The organism is Iamia sp. SCSIO 61187, assembly GCF_019443745.1.
GTDB lineage: Bacteria > Actinomycetota > Acidimicrobiia > Acidimicrobiales > Iamiaceae > Iamia.
The window spans coordinates 4,210,246-4,227,169 of record NZ_CP050948.1 but is presented as its reverse complement, the minus strand read 5'-3'; the positions used below and the strand labels follow the sequence as shown (position 1 = coordinate 4,227,169).

Annotated in this window: 11 protein-coding genes; 5 read left to right on the top strand and 6 right to left on the bottom strand. The window is 73.4% G+C overall.

The window, feature by feature from the left end; all coding sequences use genetic code 11:
- Nucleotides 1-25: 25 nt before the first annotated feature.
- The 4 genes from HC251_RS26090 to HC251_RS20310 form a co-directional block, all read right to left on the bottom strand.
- Nucleotides 26-1,906 carry a DUF362 domain-containing protein gene (locus HC251_RS26090; RefSeq protein ID WP_219942422.1) on the bottom strand — a complete coding sequence of 627 codons (1,881 nt, stop codon included), beginning with the start codon at nucleotides 1,904-1,906 and terminating at the stop codon, nucleotides 26-28.
- Between the two features lie 26 nt (nucleotides 1,907-1,932).
- A complete protein-coding gene (locus HC251_RS20320; RefSeq protein WP_219942421.1) occupies nucleotides 1,933-3,534 on the bottom strand; it encodes a hypothetical protein in 1,602 nt (533 codons plus the stop codon).
- A gap of 63 nt (nucleotides 3,535-3,597) precedes the next feature.
- Nucleotides 3,598-4,185, bottom strand: a complete 588-nt coding sequence (locus HC251_RS20315) for a DM13 domain-containing protein (RefSeq protein WP_219942420.1) — start codon at nucleotides 4,183-4,185, stop codon at nucleotides 3,598-3,600.
- Nucleotides 4,186-4,315: 130 nt separating this feature from the next.
- Nucleotides 4,316-5,716: a cation:proton antiporter gene (locus HC251_RS20310; RefSeq protein WP_255566760.1), complete on the bottom strand. Its 1,401-nt coding sequence runs from the start codon at nucleotides 5,714-5,716 to the stop codon at nucleotides 4,316-4,318.
- Between the two features lie 190 nt (nucleotides 5,717-5,906).
- On the opposite strand from HC251_RS20310, the gene HC251_RS20305 reads away from it, so the two are divergent.
- Nucleotides 5,907-7,223, top strand: coding sequence for a bifunctional o-acetylhomoserine/o-acetylserine sulfhydrylase (locus HC251_RS20305; protein WP_219942418.1), 1,317 nt, complete (start codon nucleotides 5,907-5,909; stop codon nucleotides 7,221-7,223).
- A 102-nt stretch (nucleotides 7,224-7,325) separates the two neighbouring features.
- Here the strand turns inward: HC251_RS20305 and HC251_RS20300 are convergent, their stop codons facing one another.
- Complete coding sequence (locus HC251_RS20300; protein ID WP_219942417.1) at nucleotides 7,326-8,117, bottom strand: META domain-containing protein; 792 nt, start codon at nucleotides 8,115-8,117, stop codon at nucleotides 7,326-7,328.
- A gap of 43 nt (nucleotides 8,118-8,160) precedes the next feature.
- Entirely contained in the window at nucleotides 8,161-9,300 is a 1,140-nt protein-coding gene (gene serC / locus HC251_RS20295) for a phosphoserine transaminase (protein ID WP_219942416.1), read from the bottom strand.
- A 134-nt stretch (nucleotides 9,301-9,434) separates the two neighbouring features.
- Between serC and HC251_RS20290 the strand changes: the two genes are divergently transcribed.
- The 4 genes from HC251_RS20290 (at nucleotide 9,435) to serA (ending at nucleotide 16,920) form a co-directional block, all read left to right on the top strand.
- Nucleotides 9,435-10,646 carry a pyridoxal phosphate-dependent aminotransferase gene (locus HC251_RS20290; RefSeq protein ID WP_219942415.1) on the top strand — a complete coding sequence of 404 codons (1,212 nt, stop codon included), beginning with the start codon at nucleotides 9,435-9,437 and terminating at the stop codon, nucleotides 10,644-10,646.
- 76 nt (nucleotides 10,647-10,722) lie between these two features.
- On the top strand, nucleotides 10,723-12,810 hold the full coding sequence (locus HC251_RS20285) for a prolyl oligopeptidase family serine peptidase (protein ID WP_255566759.1): 2,088 nt from the start codon (nucleotides 10,723-10,725) through the stop codon (nucleotides 12,808-12,810).
- Between the two features lie 1,094 nt (nucleotides 12,811-13,904).
- Nucleotides 13,905-15,083, top strand: a complete 1,179-nt coding sequence (locus HC251_RS20280) for an HNH endonuclease signature motif containing protein (protein ID WP_219942413.1) — start codon at nucleotides 13,905-13,907, stop codon at nucleotides 15,081-15,083.
- A 268-nt stretch (nucleotides 15,084-15,351) separates the two neighbouring features.
- Nucleotides 15,352-16,920 carry a phosphoglycerate dehydrogenase gene (gene serA, locus HC251_RS20275; RefSeq protein ID WP_219942412.1) on the top strand — a complete coding sequence of 523 codons (1,569 nt, stop codon included), beginning with the start codon at nucleotides 15,352-15,354 and terminating at the stop codon, nucleotides 16,918-16,920.
- Nucleotides 16,921-16,924: the final 4 nt, after the last annotated feature.

The following is a 16,924-nucleotide window of genomic DNA, read 5'->3' as shown; positions in this document are numbered from 1 at the left end:
GCCAGGCACCATCCGTGGCGATGGCTCAGGGGGGAGGGCGGAGGCCGAAGGGGACCTGGGCCAGCCACCGGGTCGCCCGGGTCAGGAGGGACACCGGGCCGAGTGGTGGGAAGGCGGCGGCGTCCATCCGGGGCGTGAACCGCTGGCCCCGGCCCCCCAGGTAGACGTAGACGGGGTACCCCAGCCCGGCCAGCGCCCTGTGCACGACGGTGGGCGTGGGGCCGCGGAAGCCGTCGGGCGCACCGCGATCGCCGACGACCTCGGGCGCTCGGAGGTCGGCGCCGAACCAGGCGGCCGCGGTGCGGACGATCGGGCTGCGGGTCGGGTCGGGCTGACCCAGGTCGGCCAGGACGGCGACGTCGACGGAGAGGGCGTCGCGCCCGGCGTACACCCGGCGACCCTCCGCCGGTCGGTGCGACCCCATGATGCCGAACGGTCCGTCGGCGACCGGCCCGAACGCATCCACGACGGCGAGGTCGGGGGCGGCGGCGTCGAGCGCCATCATCGTGGCCGTCCGGAAGTCCACCACCCGGCCGGGGTGGACCGTCTCGTCGTGGCGTCCGGCGCTCCCCTCCAGGGTGGCCAGGCCCAGGTGGGCGTGCTCGGTCGGGTCGGCCCGGGCCTTGGCCACGACGATGCGCACGTCGGCGTCCCGCCAGGTGCGGCAGATCGTGCGGCGGCCCAGGCCCCGCTCGTAGGTCCACGGGTCGAGGTCGGCGTCGATGTCGACCACCCGGTACGCCTCGTCGCCGTAGCCGAAGTAGGCGGCGACCTCGGCCACGGAGCGGTGGGCGAACCACCGGCCGTACACCGTGCGGGCCTCCAGCACGGCGACGTCGTCGGCCCCGGCGGTCCGGGCGGCGGCGGCGACGGCGCGCACGATCCGGGGATCCACGACGTTGGAGCGGTCGCGCCGGTCGTAGCCGTACATGAACGCGGTGCGGATCGCGACGCGCGAGCCCGGCGCGACCAGGCGGTCGAGCCCGACGTCGGACAGCACCGCCGCGGTGGTCGCGGTGGGGTCGGCGGTGCCCGGCGCCGCGGCGCGGACGTGCACCGGCGCCCCCGACCCGAGCCCGCCGTCGGTCGCCGACCGGCCCGGCGGGCCTGACCGGCCCGACGGGCCCGGACGGCGCCGGTCCAGGGCGACGAACCAGGGGCTGACGTCCCGGAGGGCGGCGGCGACGGCCTCGGTCGGACCGGTCCAGCGGTCGTCGCCGTCGAGGGCGTCGGCCAGGAGGGCGAAGGCGGACCCGTGCCCGGCCTCGTCGGTGGCGATGCGGGTGAAGGTCTCGGCCTCGTCGTCGTCGCCCACGGCGCGGGCAACCTCGGCCAGGCGGAGGTAGGCGAGCTCGGCCGTCCGCTCCAGCACGACGTTGAGCAGGAGGTACCGGCGGAGGGATCGGAACCGCAGCTCGTCGGCCAGCGCCGCCGGGATGCGGCGGGTCAGGCGGGCGGCCAGGACGAGGACCCCGGCCGCCGCGGTGCGCATCGGCGCCTCGGCCGGGTCGTGGTGGTGGCGCACGGCGGTGACCCACCCGGAGATCGTGCCCACGACCTGGCGGCCGGCGACGACGGCGGCGGGGACGGGGCGCCGCGACCCGAGCAGCAGGCCCCGCACGTACTCGGTGTGCAGCTGCTCGTCCTTCCACGCCCACAGCAGCGCCCGCCGCACCAGGGCGGCGGCGTCGTCGGGCAGGCCGAGCCGCCCGATGCGGGCGGCCAGGACGTCCTCCCGGTAGGCGACCGAGACGATCTGCTCCCGCTCCAGGGCGAGCAGGAGGAGCTTGATCCTCTCCTCGTCGGGGCGACCGGCGTGGCCGCGCCGCCAGCGCTCGAGCAGGGCGGTGCTGTCGTCGAGCACCGCCCGCGCCGGCCCGTCGAGGGTGCCCTGTCGGTCGGCCATGGCGACAGGGTCGCAGGGTGGGGGCCCTAGCTGGCCAGCGGCTTGTGCCGGGCCCAGCGCCACCACTGGGCCGTGCTCCGGAACGGGCCCATCTTCTTGACGAAGCCGCGCGCGGCGAGGTCGTCCATGACGCGCAGCGCCGAGTACTGGAGCCCGAGGAAGGTGTCGACCCCGGCGAAGTAGCCGCCGAGGGTCATCGTCCCGACCGCGTACATCGTGCCCGGGTGGCTCTGGGTGCCACGGATCTCGAAGTGGCGCTCGACGTCGAGGCGGCCGAGCGGGTTGAGCTGGGCCCCGGAGTGGTCGAGGAGATCGGCGAACAGGCGGTGCTCGCGGATGTTCGCCTCCAGCCCGGTGGCGTCGATGATGAAGTGGGCCGGGACCTCGAGGAGGCTGCCGTCCTTGGCCTTCACCTTGGTGATCACCGTGCCGTCGGGCCCGGGGACGACCGAGTCGACCGTCCCGGTGTAGGTGCGGTACCAGCCCTCGGCGGTGCCCCGCTTGAGCTGGGCCTTCCAGTCCTTCCGGTTGGGTGTGGTGGTGCCGGCGAGCAGCTTGTAGAACTCGGCCCGCTCCTGGCCCTCGAGCTTCTCGAACTTGCGCTTGTTGGCGCCGCCCCACGCCGACTTGGGCCAGTTGAACCCCTGGTAGATCCAGCCGTTGCGGGCCTTGCGGCGCAGGAAGATGCTCGGGCCGAACGACTCGGTCCGGTACGTCCGGAACAGGTGCAGGATCTGGGTCTGGAGGCCGTCGCGGTCGCGGTCGTCGATGAGCCGCTGGAGGACGCGCGACGCGACGATGCCGTTGCCCCGGATCACGACGACGCCGGGGCGGCGCTTGAGCTCCTCGTAGACGTGCTCGTGGGGCTCGTAGGAGTTCACGACCCGCACGTAGTCGTCGTACTTGGAGCGGTACTCCTGGAGGTCGGGGAGGAAGGCCACGCCCGGGTAGCCGACCGCAACGTGCACGTAGGTCGAGCGGAAGGCGACCCGCTTGGTCGCCGAGGTGCCCTGGGGTGGGGTGAGGATGGTGAAGTAGCCGCCGCCGTAGCGGCGCCGCACCATGCGGACCTGGCCCTTGGACACCATGTCCCAGTAGCCGATGCGGGCCGCCTCCTTCTCCATCGTCTCGAAGACGTGGCCGGCGCGAGGCGTGTAGTAGTCGCGCAGGATCGGCTCGGTGCAGACGTTGTAGATCGGGTCGATCGTCTTCTCCTTCCACGCCTCGCGGAAGGCGAAGGAGGGGAAGCCCCAGATGTTGTCGGGCATCGACTGCGAGTCCGAGCGGAGCCGCTCGGGGCGAGGGATCTGCGAGACCTTGGTGAGGTACTCGTAGGTCTGCCACGGGACGTCGAGGTTGGTGAGGACCCGCATCTGGTTGGCCGGCATCCCGGCGATGCGGAGGAAGTCGGCCATCACGAAGCTGCCGATGCCGCCACCGACGGAGACGAGCGGGACGTCGTGGATGGGGATCCCGGCGTCGATGACCATCTGGTCGGTCCAGATGTCGGTGCCGATCAGCTGGGCGTTGAGGTCGCCCGGCTCCCCCGACCCCGAGGGGTCCGGCATGTCCGCGGCGGCGGCGATGGCCGAGCTGTTGATGCTGATCGTCGAGCTGTTGTCGGTCACGGCGGTCTCCCTGGCGCCCCCCGGGCGCCGTCATGATCAGGTCTGGGACTGCGGGTCTTCGGGTCAGGCGAGCGAGGCTTCGGTGAACACCACGTCGAAGCGCTTGCACCACACTTGCACGGTCTCGATCGAGGCGGGGTCGATGTCGGCGGGCAGCTCGTAGTTCTGCGAGCCCACGTTGCCCTTGAGCTCCTCGAGCTCGATGCGCTCGCCGCCGACGACGACGGCGACGTAGAGGTCGGGGCCGTTGTCGGTGGAGAAGTCGTCCTCGAAGCGGACGAAGGTCTGGCTGCCGTCGGTCAGGATGTTCACCGTGCCCTCGCCGGGGTGGTCGACGCCGTCGAAGGTGCCCGTGGCCGCGGTGGTCACGGCCGGGGCGTCGGTGGCGGCATCGTCGCCGGCGGGGGCCGTGGTCGCGCCGGCATCGGCGTCGGCCGAGGCGTCGGCGGCGGCGCCGGAGTCGAACACCGGCCCCTCCTCGGCCACCTTCTCGTCGGTGAAGAGCGTGTGGACCTCGAAGACGCCGAAGGCGAGGAACGCCACCACCGCGAGGGCGACGACGCCGAGGCCGATCAGGAGCGGCGCCTTGCTCCGCTTCTTGGGCGGTTGCAGGTGCGGCGGGAGCTGCTGGCCTTCGTAGGGGGCGGTCACGGGGGTCTCCGTGGGACGAGGGGCGGGGTCGAGGGCGACGGTACGCCTGGTCGGAGAGGGCGACCAGGGGGGCCGGTGCCCGGGGTGCGGTCACCCGTCCCGGGCGGGAACACGGGGCGGTCCGAGGGTGTCAGGCGGGCTGGGGCTCGGCCTCCGACGGGGTGTCGACCTTGGTGATGGTGGCGTCGAACAGCGGCCCGGTCATCGCCGTGGTGACGAGGGCCATGACGACGCCGCCGAGCTGGAGCAGCGGGCTGATGGCGCCGGCATCGACGGCCGCCAGGGCGGCCACCAGGACCAGCAGGCCGCGGCAGTTCATGAGGACCCCGATCACGGTGCCCTCGGCCCAGCTGAGCCCGCCGAGCTTGGCGAACACGGCGCCACCGACGAGCTTGCCGACGATGCCGGCGATCACGAGGACGATGATGCCCGGCACGGCGGCGACGGTCAGCTGGGTGAAGTCGGTGTTGAGCCCGCTGAAGGCCAGGAAGACCGGCAGGAGGATCACGGCCGTCACCTCGCCGAGGCGGGTCGTCATCTCCTTCCAGATGGCCGCCCGGGGCTCGGGCATGGCCAGCCCGGCCATGAACCCGCCGACGATCACGTTGATGCCGATGCGGTCGGCCACGTAGCCCGAGGCGACGGCCACCCCGACGAAGATGGCGAAGGTGTCGGGGGACAAGACGCCGGTCTCCTGGTACTTCCGGCCCAGGGGGGCCAGGAGCCGCCTCACCACCAGCAACATGACGGCGATGTAGACGGCGGCGATCACCCAGACCTGGAGGATCTTGACCAGGTCTCGCTCCTTGGCCACGCCATCCGCGGTGGCGATGGTCAGGAACATCAGGATCGTGACCACGGCGGCGGCGGCGATGCCGGTCGCGCCCATCGGGCTGGTCGTCAGCCCCTTCTCCTGGAGGATGCGGGCCATGACGGGGAAGGCCGTGACCGAGAGCAGGGCGCCGACGAACAGGGTGAACCCGAGCTTGCTGGGCTCGTCGGCGGTGCCGAAGTTCGCGACGAAGTCCTCGTTGAACAGCATGGGGGTGATGGCGAAGCCGAGGGCGATGGGCACCAGGACGGCGCCGACGGCGACGAGGCCGATGCCCTTCTCCTTGCCCTTGAGGGCCCGCTCGTTGACCTCGATGCCGACGAGGAACATGAAGAAGATGAGGGCCACCTGCCCGAGCACCCCGAGGATGCTGCGGGACTGGGGCGGGAAGAGGCAGGCCGACACGTTGGGCACGAACTCCGATCCGGCCATCCCCGGCGAGTTGGAGATGTCGCAGTGGAGGAAGTCCGGCGGGTTGGACAGCTCGAACAGCTTGGGCCCGAGGAGCGTGGGGCCGAGCAGGACGCCGGCGATGATCTCGCCCACCACCGCGGGCTGGCCGACCTTGCGGGCCAGGGCGCCGCACAGGCGGGCGGCGACGATGATCAGCACCAGGTCCAGCAGCACGAACGCCAGCACGAAGCTGGGCTTGAGCCCGGTCGCGGCGAACGGCGCCGGCATCTGGGCCAGAAGGGGCATCCCCACGGTGACCTCCCACGGTCGTGAGCACCCGGCCGACCCCGGCGCTCGGGGCGGAACAGTACGACGGCGACGCCCCCGTGTCATCGGTCTCGTGCAGAGGGGGGACAGGACCCCTCACCTGCGGATCGCCCTGCTCGGAGCGATTCCTGACCGATGAGGTCGGGTTTCGGGCGCTAGGGTCCCGGGCATGAGCACCGACTGGGGTTTCGAGACCCGCCAGATCCACGCCGGCCAGGAGCCCGACCCGACCACCGGGGCCCGGGCCGTGCCGATCTACCAGACGACGTCGTACCAGTTCCGCGACAGCGCCCACGCCGCCAACCTCTTCGGGCTGGCCGAGGTGGGCAACATCTACACGCGGATCATGAACCCGACCCAGGCGGTGGTCGAGGCGCGGGTCGCGGCGCTCGAGGGGGCACCCGACACCGCCCTCGGCATCCCCGGCGCCCTCGCCGTGGCCTCGGGCCAGGCGGCCGAGACGATCGCCATCCTCAACCTGGCCGAGGCCGGCAGCCACGTCGTCGCGTCGGCGGCCCTGTACGGGGGCACCTACAACCTCCTCCACTACACGCTGCCGAAGATGGGCATCGAGACCACCTTCATCGACGACCCCGACGACCTCGACGCCTGGCGCGCCGCGGTGCGCCCCAACACCAAGGCGTTCTACGGCGAGAGCATCGGCAACCCGCGCAACGACGTCCTCGACATCCGCGGCGTGGCCGACCTGGCCCACGAGGTCGGCGTCCCCCTCATCGTCGACAACACCGTGGCCACGCCCTGGCTGATCCGCCCCTTCGAGCACGGCGCCGACATCGTCGTCCACTCCGCCACCAAGTTCATCGGGGGCCACGGGACCTCGATCGGCGGCATCATCGCCGACGCCGGCAGCTTCGACTTCGGCGCCCACGCCGAGCGCTTCCCGCAGTTCACCGAGCCCGACCCCAGCTACCACGGCCTCCAGTACTGGCCCGCCCTCGGGCCGGGGGCCTACATCCTCAAGGCCCGCGTCCAGCTGCTGCGCGACATCGGCGCCGCCATCAGCCCGTTCAACTCGTTCCTGCTCCTCCAGGGCCTCGAGACGCTGAGCCTGCGGATGGAGCGCCACAACGCCAACACCGCGGCGGTGATCGCCCACCTGACCGACCACCCCCAGGTCGAGTCGATCCAGTGGGCCGGCGTGCCCGGGTCGCGCTGGCACGAGCGGGCCAACCAGCTCACCGAGGGCAAGGGCTACGGCTCGGTGCCGGCGTTCGTCATCGCCGGTGGGAAGGAGGCCGGCCAGCGCTTCGTCGAGGGCCTGACCCTCCACAGCCACGTCGCCAACATCGGCGACGTCCGCAGCCTGGCCATCCACCCGGCGTCGACCACGCACTCCCAGCTGACCGAGGTCGAGCAGACCTCCACCGGCGTGGCCCCCGGCCTGGTCCGCCTGTCGGTCGGCCTGGAGTCGATCGTCGACATCATCGCCGACCTCGACGCCGGCTTCACCGCCGCCAAGGGCTGACGCGACCCCCAGGACGAGATGGCCAGGCCACCGAGGGCTGGGCCGCCCGGTCTCGGTGGGGTCGGCGCTCCGGGCGGGGCGTCGATCCCACCGAGGTCGGACCTACCCGGCGGTGAACCCGAGGCCGGTGCCGTCGGCGGCGGTGAGGGTGAGGCGGTCGCCGTCGATCGAGACGGTGAGGACGCCCGAGTGCAGCACGCCCAGCACCGCCTCCTCGACGGTGCCGCGCTCGTCGTCGCACCCGGCCAGCTCCACGGCGACCTCCTCGACGGCGATCGTGCCCTCGTCCGGGGCGGCGTAGGTGCCCTCGCCGGCGTTGCACCCGGTCTCGATCTGGAAGGCGCCGTCGGCGTCGAAGGCGATGGTGGCGGTGACGCCCGCCGGGACCGAGCTGGCGATGTCGCCCTCGACGAGGGTGTCGAGCGTCCACCCCGGCCCGACCAGCGCCGCGTCGGGTGAGGCGGACTGCTCGTCGACCAGCACGAAGGTCGCGCCGCCGGGCTCGACGGTGAGGGTGTCGCCCTCGAGCACGAACGGCACGGGCGCGGCGAACAGCTCGGCGAGGCGGGCGTCCTGGTCCATGAGGGCGGGGTCGCAGCCCATCTCGGTCCCGCCCAGCGGCTCCACGACGAGCGTCGTGTCGCCGTCGAGGCGGTAGCCGCCCGACAGCTGGTTGCAGCCGGCCTGGAGGCCGAGCTGGCCGCCGTCGAAGGTGAGGCGGAGCCGGGTGCCCGTCACCAGGTCGGCGCCGGGCTCGCTCAGGAAGGTCCGCCCGGCGAGCGGGTCGTCGCGGCCGGAGGGCGGGCCGTCGGAGGTGCCGACGTCCTCCCCGTCGTCGCCGCAGCCGGCGACGAGCAGCACGGTGGCCAGGGCGAGGACGGCGAGGGTGCGCACGGGCGGTGAGACGGTGCCGGTCGTCGCCCGGTTCCCCGTGCGGTCAGGCCGAGCGGAGCTCGCCCACGACGTGGTCGACGCAGCGGGTGAGGGCGGCGACGTCCTCGGCGTCGATCGCCGGGAAGAGGGCGAAGCGGAGCTGGTTCCGGCCCAGCTTGCGGTAGCTCTCGGTGTCGTGGACGCCGTTGGCCCGGAGCACGGCCGCGACCACCGTCGCGTCGACGTCGTCGGCCAGGTCGACGGTGGCCACGACGTTGCTCCGCAGGGCCGGGTCGGTGACGTACGGGGTGGCGTGCTCGGACGCCTCGGCCCACTCGTAGGCGACCTCGGCGTTGGCCTCGGTGCGACCGGCGGCCCAGTGGAGGCCCCCGTGGGCGTTGATCCACTCGACCTGCTGGACGGCGAGGAAGATCGTGGCCAGCGCCGGGGTGTTGTAGGTCTGGTCCTTGCGGGAGTTCTCCAGGGCGATGCCCAGGTCGAGGCTGGCGGGGACCCACCGGTCGCTGGCGGCGATGCGCTCGATCCGCTCGATGGCGGCCGGCGAGCAGGCGGCCAGCCACAGGCCGCCGTCGGAGGCCAGGCATTTCTGGGGGGCGAAGTAGTAGACGTCGGTGTCGGCCGGGTCGAACCGCAGCCCGCCGGCGGCCGAGGTGGCGTCGACCAGCACCAGGCTGCCGGCGTCGGCGCCCTCCGGGCGGGTGGGCGTGACGGCCACGCCGGTGGAGGTCTCGTTGTGGGTGAGGGCGTAGGCGTCGGCCCCGTCGACGGCGGCGAGGGCGGGGGTCGAGCCGGGGTCGGCCTTGGCCGTCGAGGGCTCGCCCAGGTGGGGGGCCGACCGGGTGACCTCGGCGAACTTGCCGGAGAACTCGCCGAAGACCAGGTGGTGGCTCCTCTCCTGGACCACACCGAAGGAGAGGGCGTCCCAGAACGCCGTGGTCCCGCCGTTGCCCAGGAGCACCTCGTACCCGTCGGGCAGGGCGAACATCTCGGCCAGCCCGTTCCGCAGGCGGGCGACCATGAACCGCACGCCGGGCTGGCGGTGCGAGGTGCCGAGGTACTCGCCGGCCTCGGCCGCCAGGGCGGCCACGGCCTCGGGCCGGACCTTGGAGGGACCGCAGCAGAACCGCCCGTCGGCCGGGAGGAGGTCGGCGGGGATCGAGATGTCGGGGGGAGAGGAGGCCATCGACGTGCCACGATCGCGTACGCCCCACCCCCGGGGAAATCGCTTCCACCCAGCAGGGGGAATCGCTTCGCCGGCCCCGGCGGGGCGATGCTCGGGTCCGGTCCCCCCGAGCCCGCCACCGAGAGAAGGTCCCGATGCCCACCTCCGCCGCCCGCAGAGTGTCCCGCCGGGTCGCCGCCATCACGCCCTCGGCCACCCTGGCCGTCGACGCCCAGGCCAAGGCCCTGAAGGCCGCGGGGGAGAACGTCATCGGCTTCGGGGCCGGCGAACCCGACTTCCCGACCCCGGACCACATCGTCGAGGCGGCCGTCGAGGCCTGTCGCGACCCGAAGAACCACCGCTACACGCCGGCGCCGGGCCTCCCCGAGCTGCGGGCGGCCATCGCCGAGAAGACCCAGCGCGACTCCGGCTACGAGGTCACCGCCGACCAGGTCGTCGTCACCAACGGCGGCAAGCACGCCGTCTACAACGCCTTCGCCACCCTCCTCGACCCCGGTGACGAGGTCCTCCTGCCGGCGCCGTACTGGACGACCTACCCGGAGCCGATCCGCCTCGCCGGCGGCGTGCCCGTGGAGATCCTCGCCCCGGAGTCGGCCGGCTTCCGGGTCACCGTCGACCAGCTCGAGGCGGCCCGCACCCCGAACACCAAGGCCATGGTGTTCGTGTCCCCGTCGAACCCGACGGGCGCGGTCTACCCCCGCGAGGAGGTCGAGGCCATCGGCCGGTGGGCGGCCGAGAACGACGTGTGGGTCGTCACCGACGAGATCTACGAGCACCTCACCTACGACGACCACGAGTTCCACTCCATGCCCGCGGTGGTCCCCGAGGTGGCCGACCGGTGCCTGGTGCTCAACGGGGTGGCCAAGACCTACGCCATGACGGGGTGGCGGGTCGGGTGGCTGGTCGGGCCGACCGACATGGCCAAGGCCGCGTCCGGCCTCCAGTCGCACCAGACCTCGAACGTCGCCAACGTCAGCCAGCGCGCCGCGCTGGCCGCCCTGACCGGTGGGCTCGACGACGTCGTCCGCATGCGGGAGTCGTTCGACCGGCGGGGCAAGCGGATGCACCAGCTGCTCAACGCCATCGACGGCGTGAGCTGCATGGCGCCCCAGGGCGCGTTCTACGCCTTCCCGTCGTTCGAGGCCATCGTCGAGCGGGGCTCGGTGGCCGGCCGGCCGGTGGCCTCCACCGTCGACCTGGCCAAGGTCATCCTCGAGGAGGCCAAGGTCGCCATCGTCCCCGGCGAGGCCTTCGCCGCGCCCGGGTACGCCCGCCTGTCGTTCGCCCTCGGCGACGACGATCTGGGCGAGGGCATCGGCCGCATCGCCGACCTGCTCGGCCGGTGAGCACCCACGCCGAACGTTGGACGGACCCGGCACCATGCTGCGGGGTCCCGTCCAAGGTTCGTCCCGGGTGGGCCCGATGAGCGGGCGGGAGGTCCGGGCCTACGGGACGTGGCCGTCACCGCTGGCCGTCGAGGCGCTGGTCGCCGGGGCCCGGGCCGTGGGCGAGGTGCGGGTCGACGGCGACGACGTCTGGTGGAGCGAGTCCCGCCCCGACGAGGGCGGGCGCATCGAGCTGGTGCGGCGACGGGTCGACGGCACCACCTCCGACGCCCTCGGCCCCGACGGCAACGCCCGCACCGGCCTGTACGAGTACGGCGGCGGGGCGTGGTGCGTCGAGAGCGGGGTGGTGGTCTTCGCCCAGTGGGACGACCAGCGCCTGCACCGCCTCGTGGCCGACGACCCCGACGGTGTGGCCGTCCCCCTGACCCCCGAGCCGGCCTCGGCCCGGGGCCTGCGCTACGGCGACGTGGTGGCCCTCAACCACGGCTGGGTGCTGGCTGTCAGAGAGGCCCACCCCGGCGAGGCCGGCGTGCCGGCCGACGCGCCGGAGCCCCGCCACGAGATCGTGGCCGTGCCCACCGACGGCTCGGCCGCCACCGACCCCGACGCCATCCGGGTGCTCGTCTCGGGGTCCGACTTCGTCGCCTCCCCCGTGCCCGGCCCCGCCCGCCTGGCGTGGATCCGGTGGGGTCACCCGCGCATGCCGTGGGACGGCACCGAGCTCTGCGTCGCCCGCCTCGGCCTCGACACCACCGGCGCGCCGGAGCTGCGGGGCGCCGAGGTCGTCGTCGCCGGCGGCCCCGAGGAGTCGGTCGTCCAGCCCGAGTGGGACCGGGGCGGGACGCTGTGGGCCTGCTCGGACCGATCCGGGTGGTGGAACCTCCACCGGGTCGCCGACCCGGGGGCGGACGGCCCCGACGGGACGGCGCACGTCGTCGGCCCGGTGGAGGCCGAGATCGGCGGCCCTCGCTGGGTCGGCGGGCTGCGGTGGCACGCCCCGCTGGGCGATGGCCGGGTCCTGGCGTCGGCGACGGCCGGTGGGACGACCTCCCTGGTGCTGGTCGACCCGGCCACGCCCGCCGCCCCGCCGGTGCCGGTCACCCTCGCCGTGGGCGGCGCTCCCGCGTCGGTCGTGTCCCAGGTCGTCGCCGGCCCGGGGCCGTCGCAGGCCGTGGTCGTCGTCGCCTCGGCGACGGCCGAGCCCACCCCGGTCATCCTCGACCTGCCCGCCGCCCTCGACGCGCCCGGGTCCGACGGCGGCCGGGGCCGCACCGCCCTCCCGGCGCCGGGCGTCCTGCGCGAGCCCCGTGACGTCGGCCTCGCCCCCGACGACGTGGCCGGTCCCGAGCCGATCTCCTTCCCCAGCGCCGGGGGGCGGACGGCCCACGCCGTGCTGTACCGGCCGACCAGCTCGCGGTGGGTCGGACCCGACGACGAGCGCCCGCCGCTCGTCGTGATGATCCACGGCGGCCCCACCAGCGCGGCCCGGCCCATGCTCGACCTGCGCACCCAGCTGTGGACGACCCGGGGCTTCGCCGTGGTCGACGTCGACTACGGCGGCTCGACCGGGTACGGCCGGCCCTACCGCCGGCTGCTCGACGGGGGCTGGGGCGTGGTCGACGTCGAGGACTGCATCGCCGCCGCCCGGTTCCTCGCCGCCGAGGGCATCGTCGACGGGGACCGCATGGTGATCCGGGGGGGCTCGGCCGGGGGGCTCACCACGCTGGCCGCCCTGTGCACGTCGGACGCCTTCGCCGCCGGCACCAGCCTCTACGGGGTGACCGACCTGGCCGCCCTGGCCCGCGACACCCACAAGTTCGAGTCCCGCTACCTGGACGGTCTCGTCGGGCCCTGGCCCGAGGCGGAGGCGACCTACGCCGAGCGCAGCCCCATCAACCTCCTCGACGGGCTGGCCACGCCGGTGCTGGTGCTCCAGGGGGCCGACGACATGGTCGTGCCGCCCAGCCAGGCCGAGGCCGTCGTCGCCGCGGTGGCGGCCAAGGGTCTGCCCCACGCCTACCTCCTCTTCGAGGGCGAGGGCCACGGCTTCCGCCGGTCCGACACCGTCGTGCGCGCCGTGCAGGCCGAGCTGGCCTTCTACGGCCAGGTCCTCGGCTTCACCCCGGCCGACGACCTCCCGCCCCTCCCCGCCTCGGCTCTCTAGGGGACACGACGGGCCCGGCGCGTCGTGGTCCGGCACCTCGTCGTCCCGACGGACTACCGACGGGAGGCTCGGCTGGGGGCGCCGTCGCGCGAGGTGAGGGCGAGGGGGACGTCGCCGTCGTGACGAGCCCGCTCGACCGCGCCGGGGATCCGGCGGCGGAGCTCGGCCCCGAGCGACGGAGCCTTGTCCTCGGCCCGGAGGAGCGAGAACCACCACCGGTCGTCGTGGCGGGGCAGGGACGGGTCGTCGGCGCGGCGGACGGATCGAGGTCGAGGACGAGGAAGGTGCAGAAGGCGGGGTCGTGCCGACCCGCCTCCGGGATCGTGCCGTCGACGATCTGCGCACTCCGGACCGAGGTCCACGGCACCCGCCAGCGCACGGAACCCGAGGCGACGAAGGCGATCCCGTCGTCGTCGCACACGAGCCGGTGGCCCTTCGACCGTCGGCGGAGGGCGAGGAAGGTGAGCGTCCCGACCACCAGCGCCGCAGCCGCACCGAGTGGCAGCCCGACGGCGACCGGCGCGCCCAGGCCTCGCCGCTCGAAGACCACGAACCCGGCGACGAAGGCGCCCGACGCCAGACCCCACAGGACGGCGTTGAGGACGGGGCGGTCGGCGTCGACCGGCAGCCGGATGCTCAGCCCGCCCTCCGCCGTCCTCGCCCCCACGCCCGCAGGGTAGAGCGCGTCGAGTGTTCGGGGCAGAGGATCCCACGGTTCGTGCTCTGGAGGGTCAGCGGATGGGTCGGGTCCTCGTCGGGCCCGGGACCGATGGTCGCTTCGTGCCTGGCACCACGTGCGGCCCACCGCCTGCACGCGCCGCCTCCTGGCCCGTGCCCTCCGGGCGATCCGGTCGTGGGCCGCTGCGAGTCGGTCGTACGCGATGGCTGGGTACGGCGGTGGGGTGCGAGGCGGTGGTGTGGCGTCGGCTCGGGGGGCCGGCGCTGTGCGGCGTCCTGCGGCCCGACCCGCCGGTTCGGGCACTGGTGACCACAACCGATCTGCGAGCCTCAGAAGGGCACACAGAAGCCGGGAAACCGTGAGATTTCCTAGGTTTGTGGGGTTCGATTCCCGTCTGTCGGGTATCACTGGGGTCATGTTCGAGGCGCTCCCCACCACCATCTCCGACCTGGACATCCCGGTCGATGGCGACGCCCTCGAGACGGCGCTGTTCTGGCGGGATCGGTTCGAGGCCAAGCTCATCGAGGCCGTCTGCCGGTTCGATGACACCAACCAGTGGGACACCGCCGAGGGCTGCGCCTCGATGACCGCCTGGTTGCGGGTCCGAGGGCGGATGACCAACAGCGACGCCCAACGGCTGGCCACCACCGCCCGCCGCCTCCGCCACCTCCCCGTCCTGCGCGCCGCATGGCTCTCTGGTGAGGTGTCGGGTGGTCACGTCGCGGCGGTGGTGGCCAACCTCAACGACCGCACCGCCCCGCTGTTCCAAGCCCGCGAGGACGACCTCGTCGCGATGCTCGCCGGCCTCGACGTGACCGAGGCGGTGGTGGCCATGAAGTCCTGGGCCGCCCACGCCAAGGAGACCCTCGACGACGGCCACGAGGGCGAGCCCGACCCGGACCGCTCCGCCCACCTGTCGCCGACGCTGTCGGGTGGGCGGTTGGACGCGAACCTCGAGCCCGAGGCGTTCCACGCCGCCCAGGCCGCCCTCCGGTTGGCCATGGGCAACAAGACAGACGACGACGAGCGGACCCCGGCCCAGCGGCGTCACGACGCCCTGGCCGAGATCTTCACCCACTTCCTCGACCACCAGTCCGACCACAAGGGCGGACGGCACCGCCCGCATGTGAACATCACCATCGGCCTCGAGGAGCTCACCTCAGGTCGCGGGCAGGGGTGCTTCGACGACGGCACCCCGATCACCGCCGACGTCGCCCGGCGGCTGGCGTGTGATGCGAACATCCACCGGGTCATCACCAAGGCGGATGGCACCGTGTTGGACTACGGACGGTCCACGCGGACGATCCCGGCGCCGTTGTTCCAGGCGTTGTGCATCCGCGACAAGGGGTGCCGGTTCCCGGGCTGCGACCGACCTGCCCATCGCACCGACGGCCACCACGTCGCCGAGTGGATCGCCCACCAAGGACCCACCAACCTACGGAACCTGGTGCTGCTGTGCCGGTACCACCACGGCGTCGTCCACCGCCCCGGCTGGACCATCGAGCTCCAACCCGACGCCACCGTCATCATCACCACCCCCGACGGACGGAAACGACGATCCCAGCCCGTCGACCGACGGGCCCTCGCCGCCTGAGCCCCGACACCACCAGGTGAGCCCGCCCCCGGCGGGCTCACCACCGCGCCCCACGCCGGGTCACGCCACGGACGGTGCCAGGCACCATCCGTGCTCCGGGTTCCTCCGCTACCCGGCCGGGGTCGACGTCGACGAGCTGCCCCGCTGGCCCGGCGTCCCGGCGATGTTCGACTTCCGGGACCCGGACGGGAACACGTACGACGTCTCGCAGGTGGACTGACGGCGCATCACGTTGGTGGGTCGGGGGGTGACCCGCCAGACTCGGCCGATGGCCCGAGTGCTCGTCACCGAGAAGATCGCCGAGGGCGGGCTCGACGCCCTGCGCGCCGCCGGCCACGACGTCGACGTCCGGACGGGGCTGTCCCCCGAGGAGCTCCTCGGCGTGATCCCCGGCGCCCACGCCCTGATCATCCGCTCGTCGACCCAGGTCACGGCCGAGGTCCTGGAGGCCGGGACCGACCTCGTCGTCGTGGGCCGGGCCGGCATCGGTCTCGACAACGTCGACGTCGAGACGGCCACGCGCCGCGGCGTCATGGTCGTCAACGCGCCGCAGTCGAACATCCTCTCCACCGCCGAGCACACCATGGGCATGCTCCTCGCCGTCGCCCGCTCGGTGCCCCAGGCCCACGGCGCCCTCATGGCCGGTCGGTGGGAGCGGTCGAAGTGGGTCGGCGTCGAGCTGGCCGACAAGACGCTCGGCATCGTCGGCCTGGGCCGGATCGGCAAGCTGGTCGCCCAGCGGGCCAGCGCCTTCGGCATGAGGATCATCGCCCACGACCCGTTCGTGACCCCCGAGGCGGCCCGGAAGATCAACATCGAGCTCGTCGACCTCGACACCCTCGCCGCCACCGCCGACTTCGTCACCCTCCACGTGGTGAAGACGCCCGAGACGGTCGGGATGATCGGCGAGGACTTCTTCGCCGCGGCCAAGCCCGGGATCCGCATCGTGAACGTCAGCCGCGGCGGCGTGATCGACGAGGCCGCCCTGGCTGCCGCCCTCGAGGACGGACGCTGCGGTGGCGCCGCCCTCGACGTCTTCGCCAGCGAGCCCACCACCGAGTCGCCGCTGTTCTCCCAGCCCGGGTTCGTCGGGACGCCCCACCTGGGCGCCAGCACGGCCGAGGCCCAGGACAAGGCGGGCGACACCATCGCCGACCAGGTCCGCCTGGCCCTCGCCGGTGAGTTCGTGCCCTTCGCCGTGAACATCGCCGCCGCCGAGGCGTCGGAGACGGTGCGCCCGTTCCTGGGCGTGGCCGAGCAGCTCGGCGGCATCTTCGCCGGTCTGCACGAGGGCCTGCCGCCGGTGCTCGACGTCGAGTACGCCGGCGAGCTGGCGGGCTACGACACCCGGATCCTCACGCTGTCGGTCCTCAAGGGCGCCTTCGCCGGCACCACCGAGGAGCCGGTCAGCTACGTCAACGCCCCCCAGGTCGCGGCCGAGCGGGGGATCGAGGTGCGCGACACCACCACCGTCACGTCGCGCGACTTCGTCAACCTGATCACCATCTCCGGCGGTGGCCACACCGTGGCCGGCACGCTCGTCGGGCTGCGGTCCGAGCCCCGCCTGGTCCACGTCGACGGCCACTCGGTCGACGTGCCCCCGTCCCCGCACATGGTGTTCGTCCGCAACGACGACCGCCCCGGCGTCATCGGCCGGGTCGGCACCGTGCTCGGCGATGCCGAGGTCAACATCGCCGACATGGACGTCGGTCGCTCGGACGAGGAGGCCACCGCGCTGATGGTCATCGCCACGAGCCGGTCGCTGCCCGACGCGGCCGTCGCCGCCCTCCGGTCCGCCGAGGGCGTGCTCTCGGTGGCGGTGGTCGACCGGGCCTAGGCCC

Excerpts from the sequence above, each read along its gene's own strand:
- HC251_RS26090 (WP_219942422.1), bottom strand. The coding sequence starts at position 1,906 with ATGGCCGACCGACAGGGCACCCTCGACGGGCCGGCGCGGGCGGTGCTC.
- HC251_RS20310 (WP_255566760.1), bottom strand. The coding sequence starts at position 5,716 with ATGCCCCTTCTGGCCCAGATGCCGGCGCCGTTCGCCGCGACCGGGCTC.
- HC251_RS20305 (WP_219942418.1), top strand. The coding sequence starts at position 5,907 with ATGAGCACCGACTGGGGTTTCGAGACCCGCCAGATCCACGCCGGCCAG.
- serC (WP_219942416.1), bottom strand. The coding sequence starts at position 9,300 with ATGGCCTCCTCTCCCCCCGACATCTCGATCCCCGCCGACCTCCTCCCG.
- HC251_RS20290 (WP_219942415.1), top strand. The coding sequence starts at position 9,435 with ATGCCCACCTCCGCCGCCCGCAGAGTGTCCCGCCGGGTCGCCGCCATC.
- HC251_RS20285 (WP_255566759.1), top strand. The coding sequence starts at position 10,723 with ATGAGCGGGCGGGAGGTCCGGGCCTACGGGACGTGGCCGTCACCGCTG.
- HC251_RS20280 (WP_219942413.1), top strand. The coding sequence starts at position 13,905 with ATGTTCGAGGCGCTCCCCACCACCATCTCCGACCTGGACATCCCGGTC.
- serA (WP_219942412.1), top strand. The coding sequence starts at position 15,352 with ATGGCCCGAGTGCTCGTCACCGAGAAGATCGCCGAGGGCGGGCTCGAC.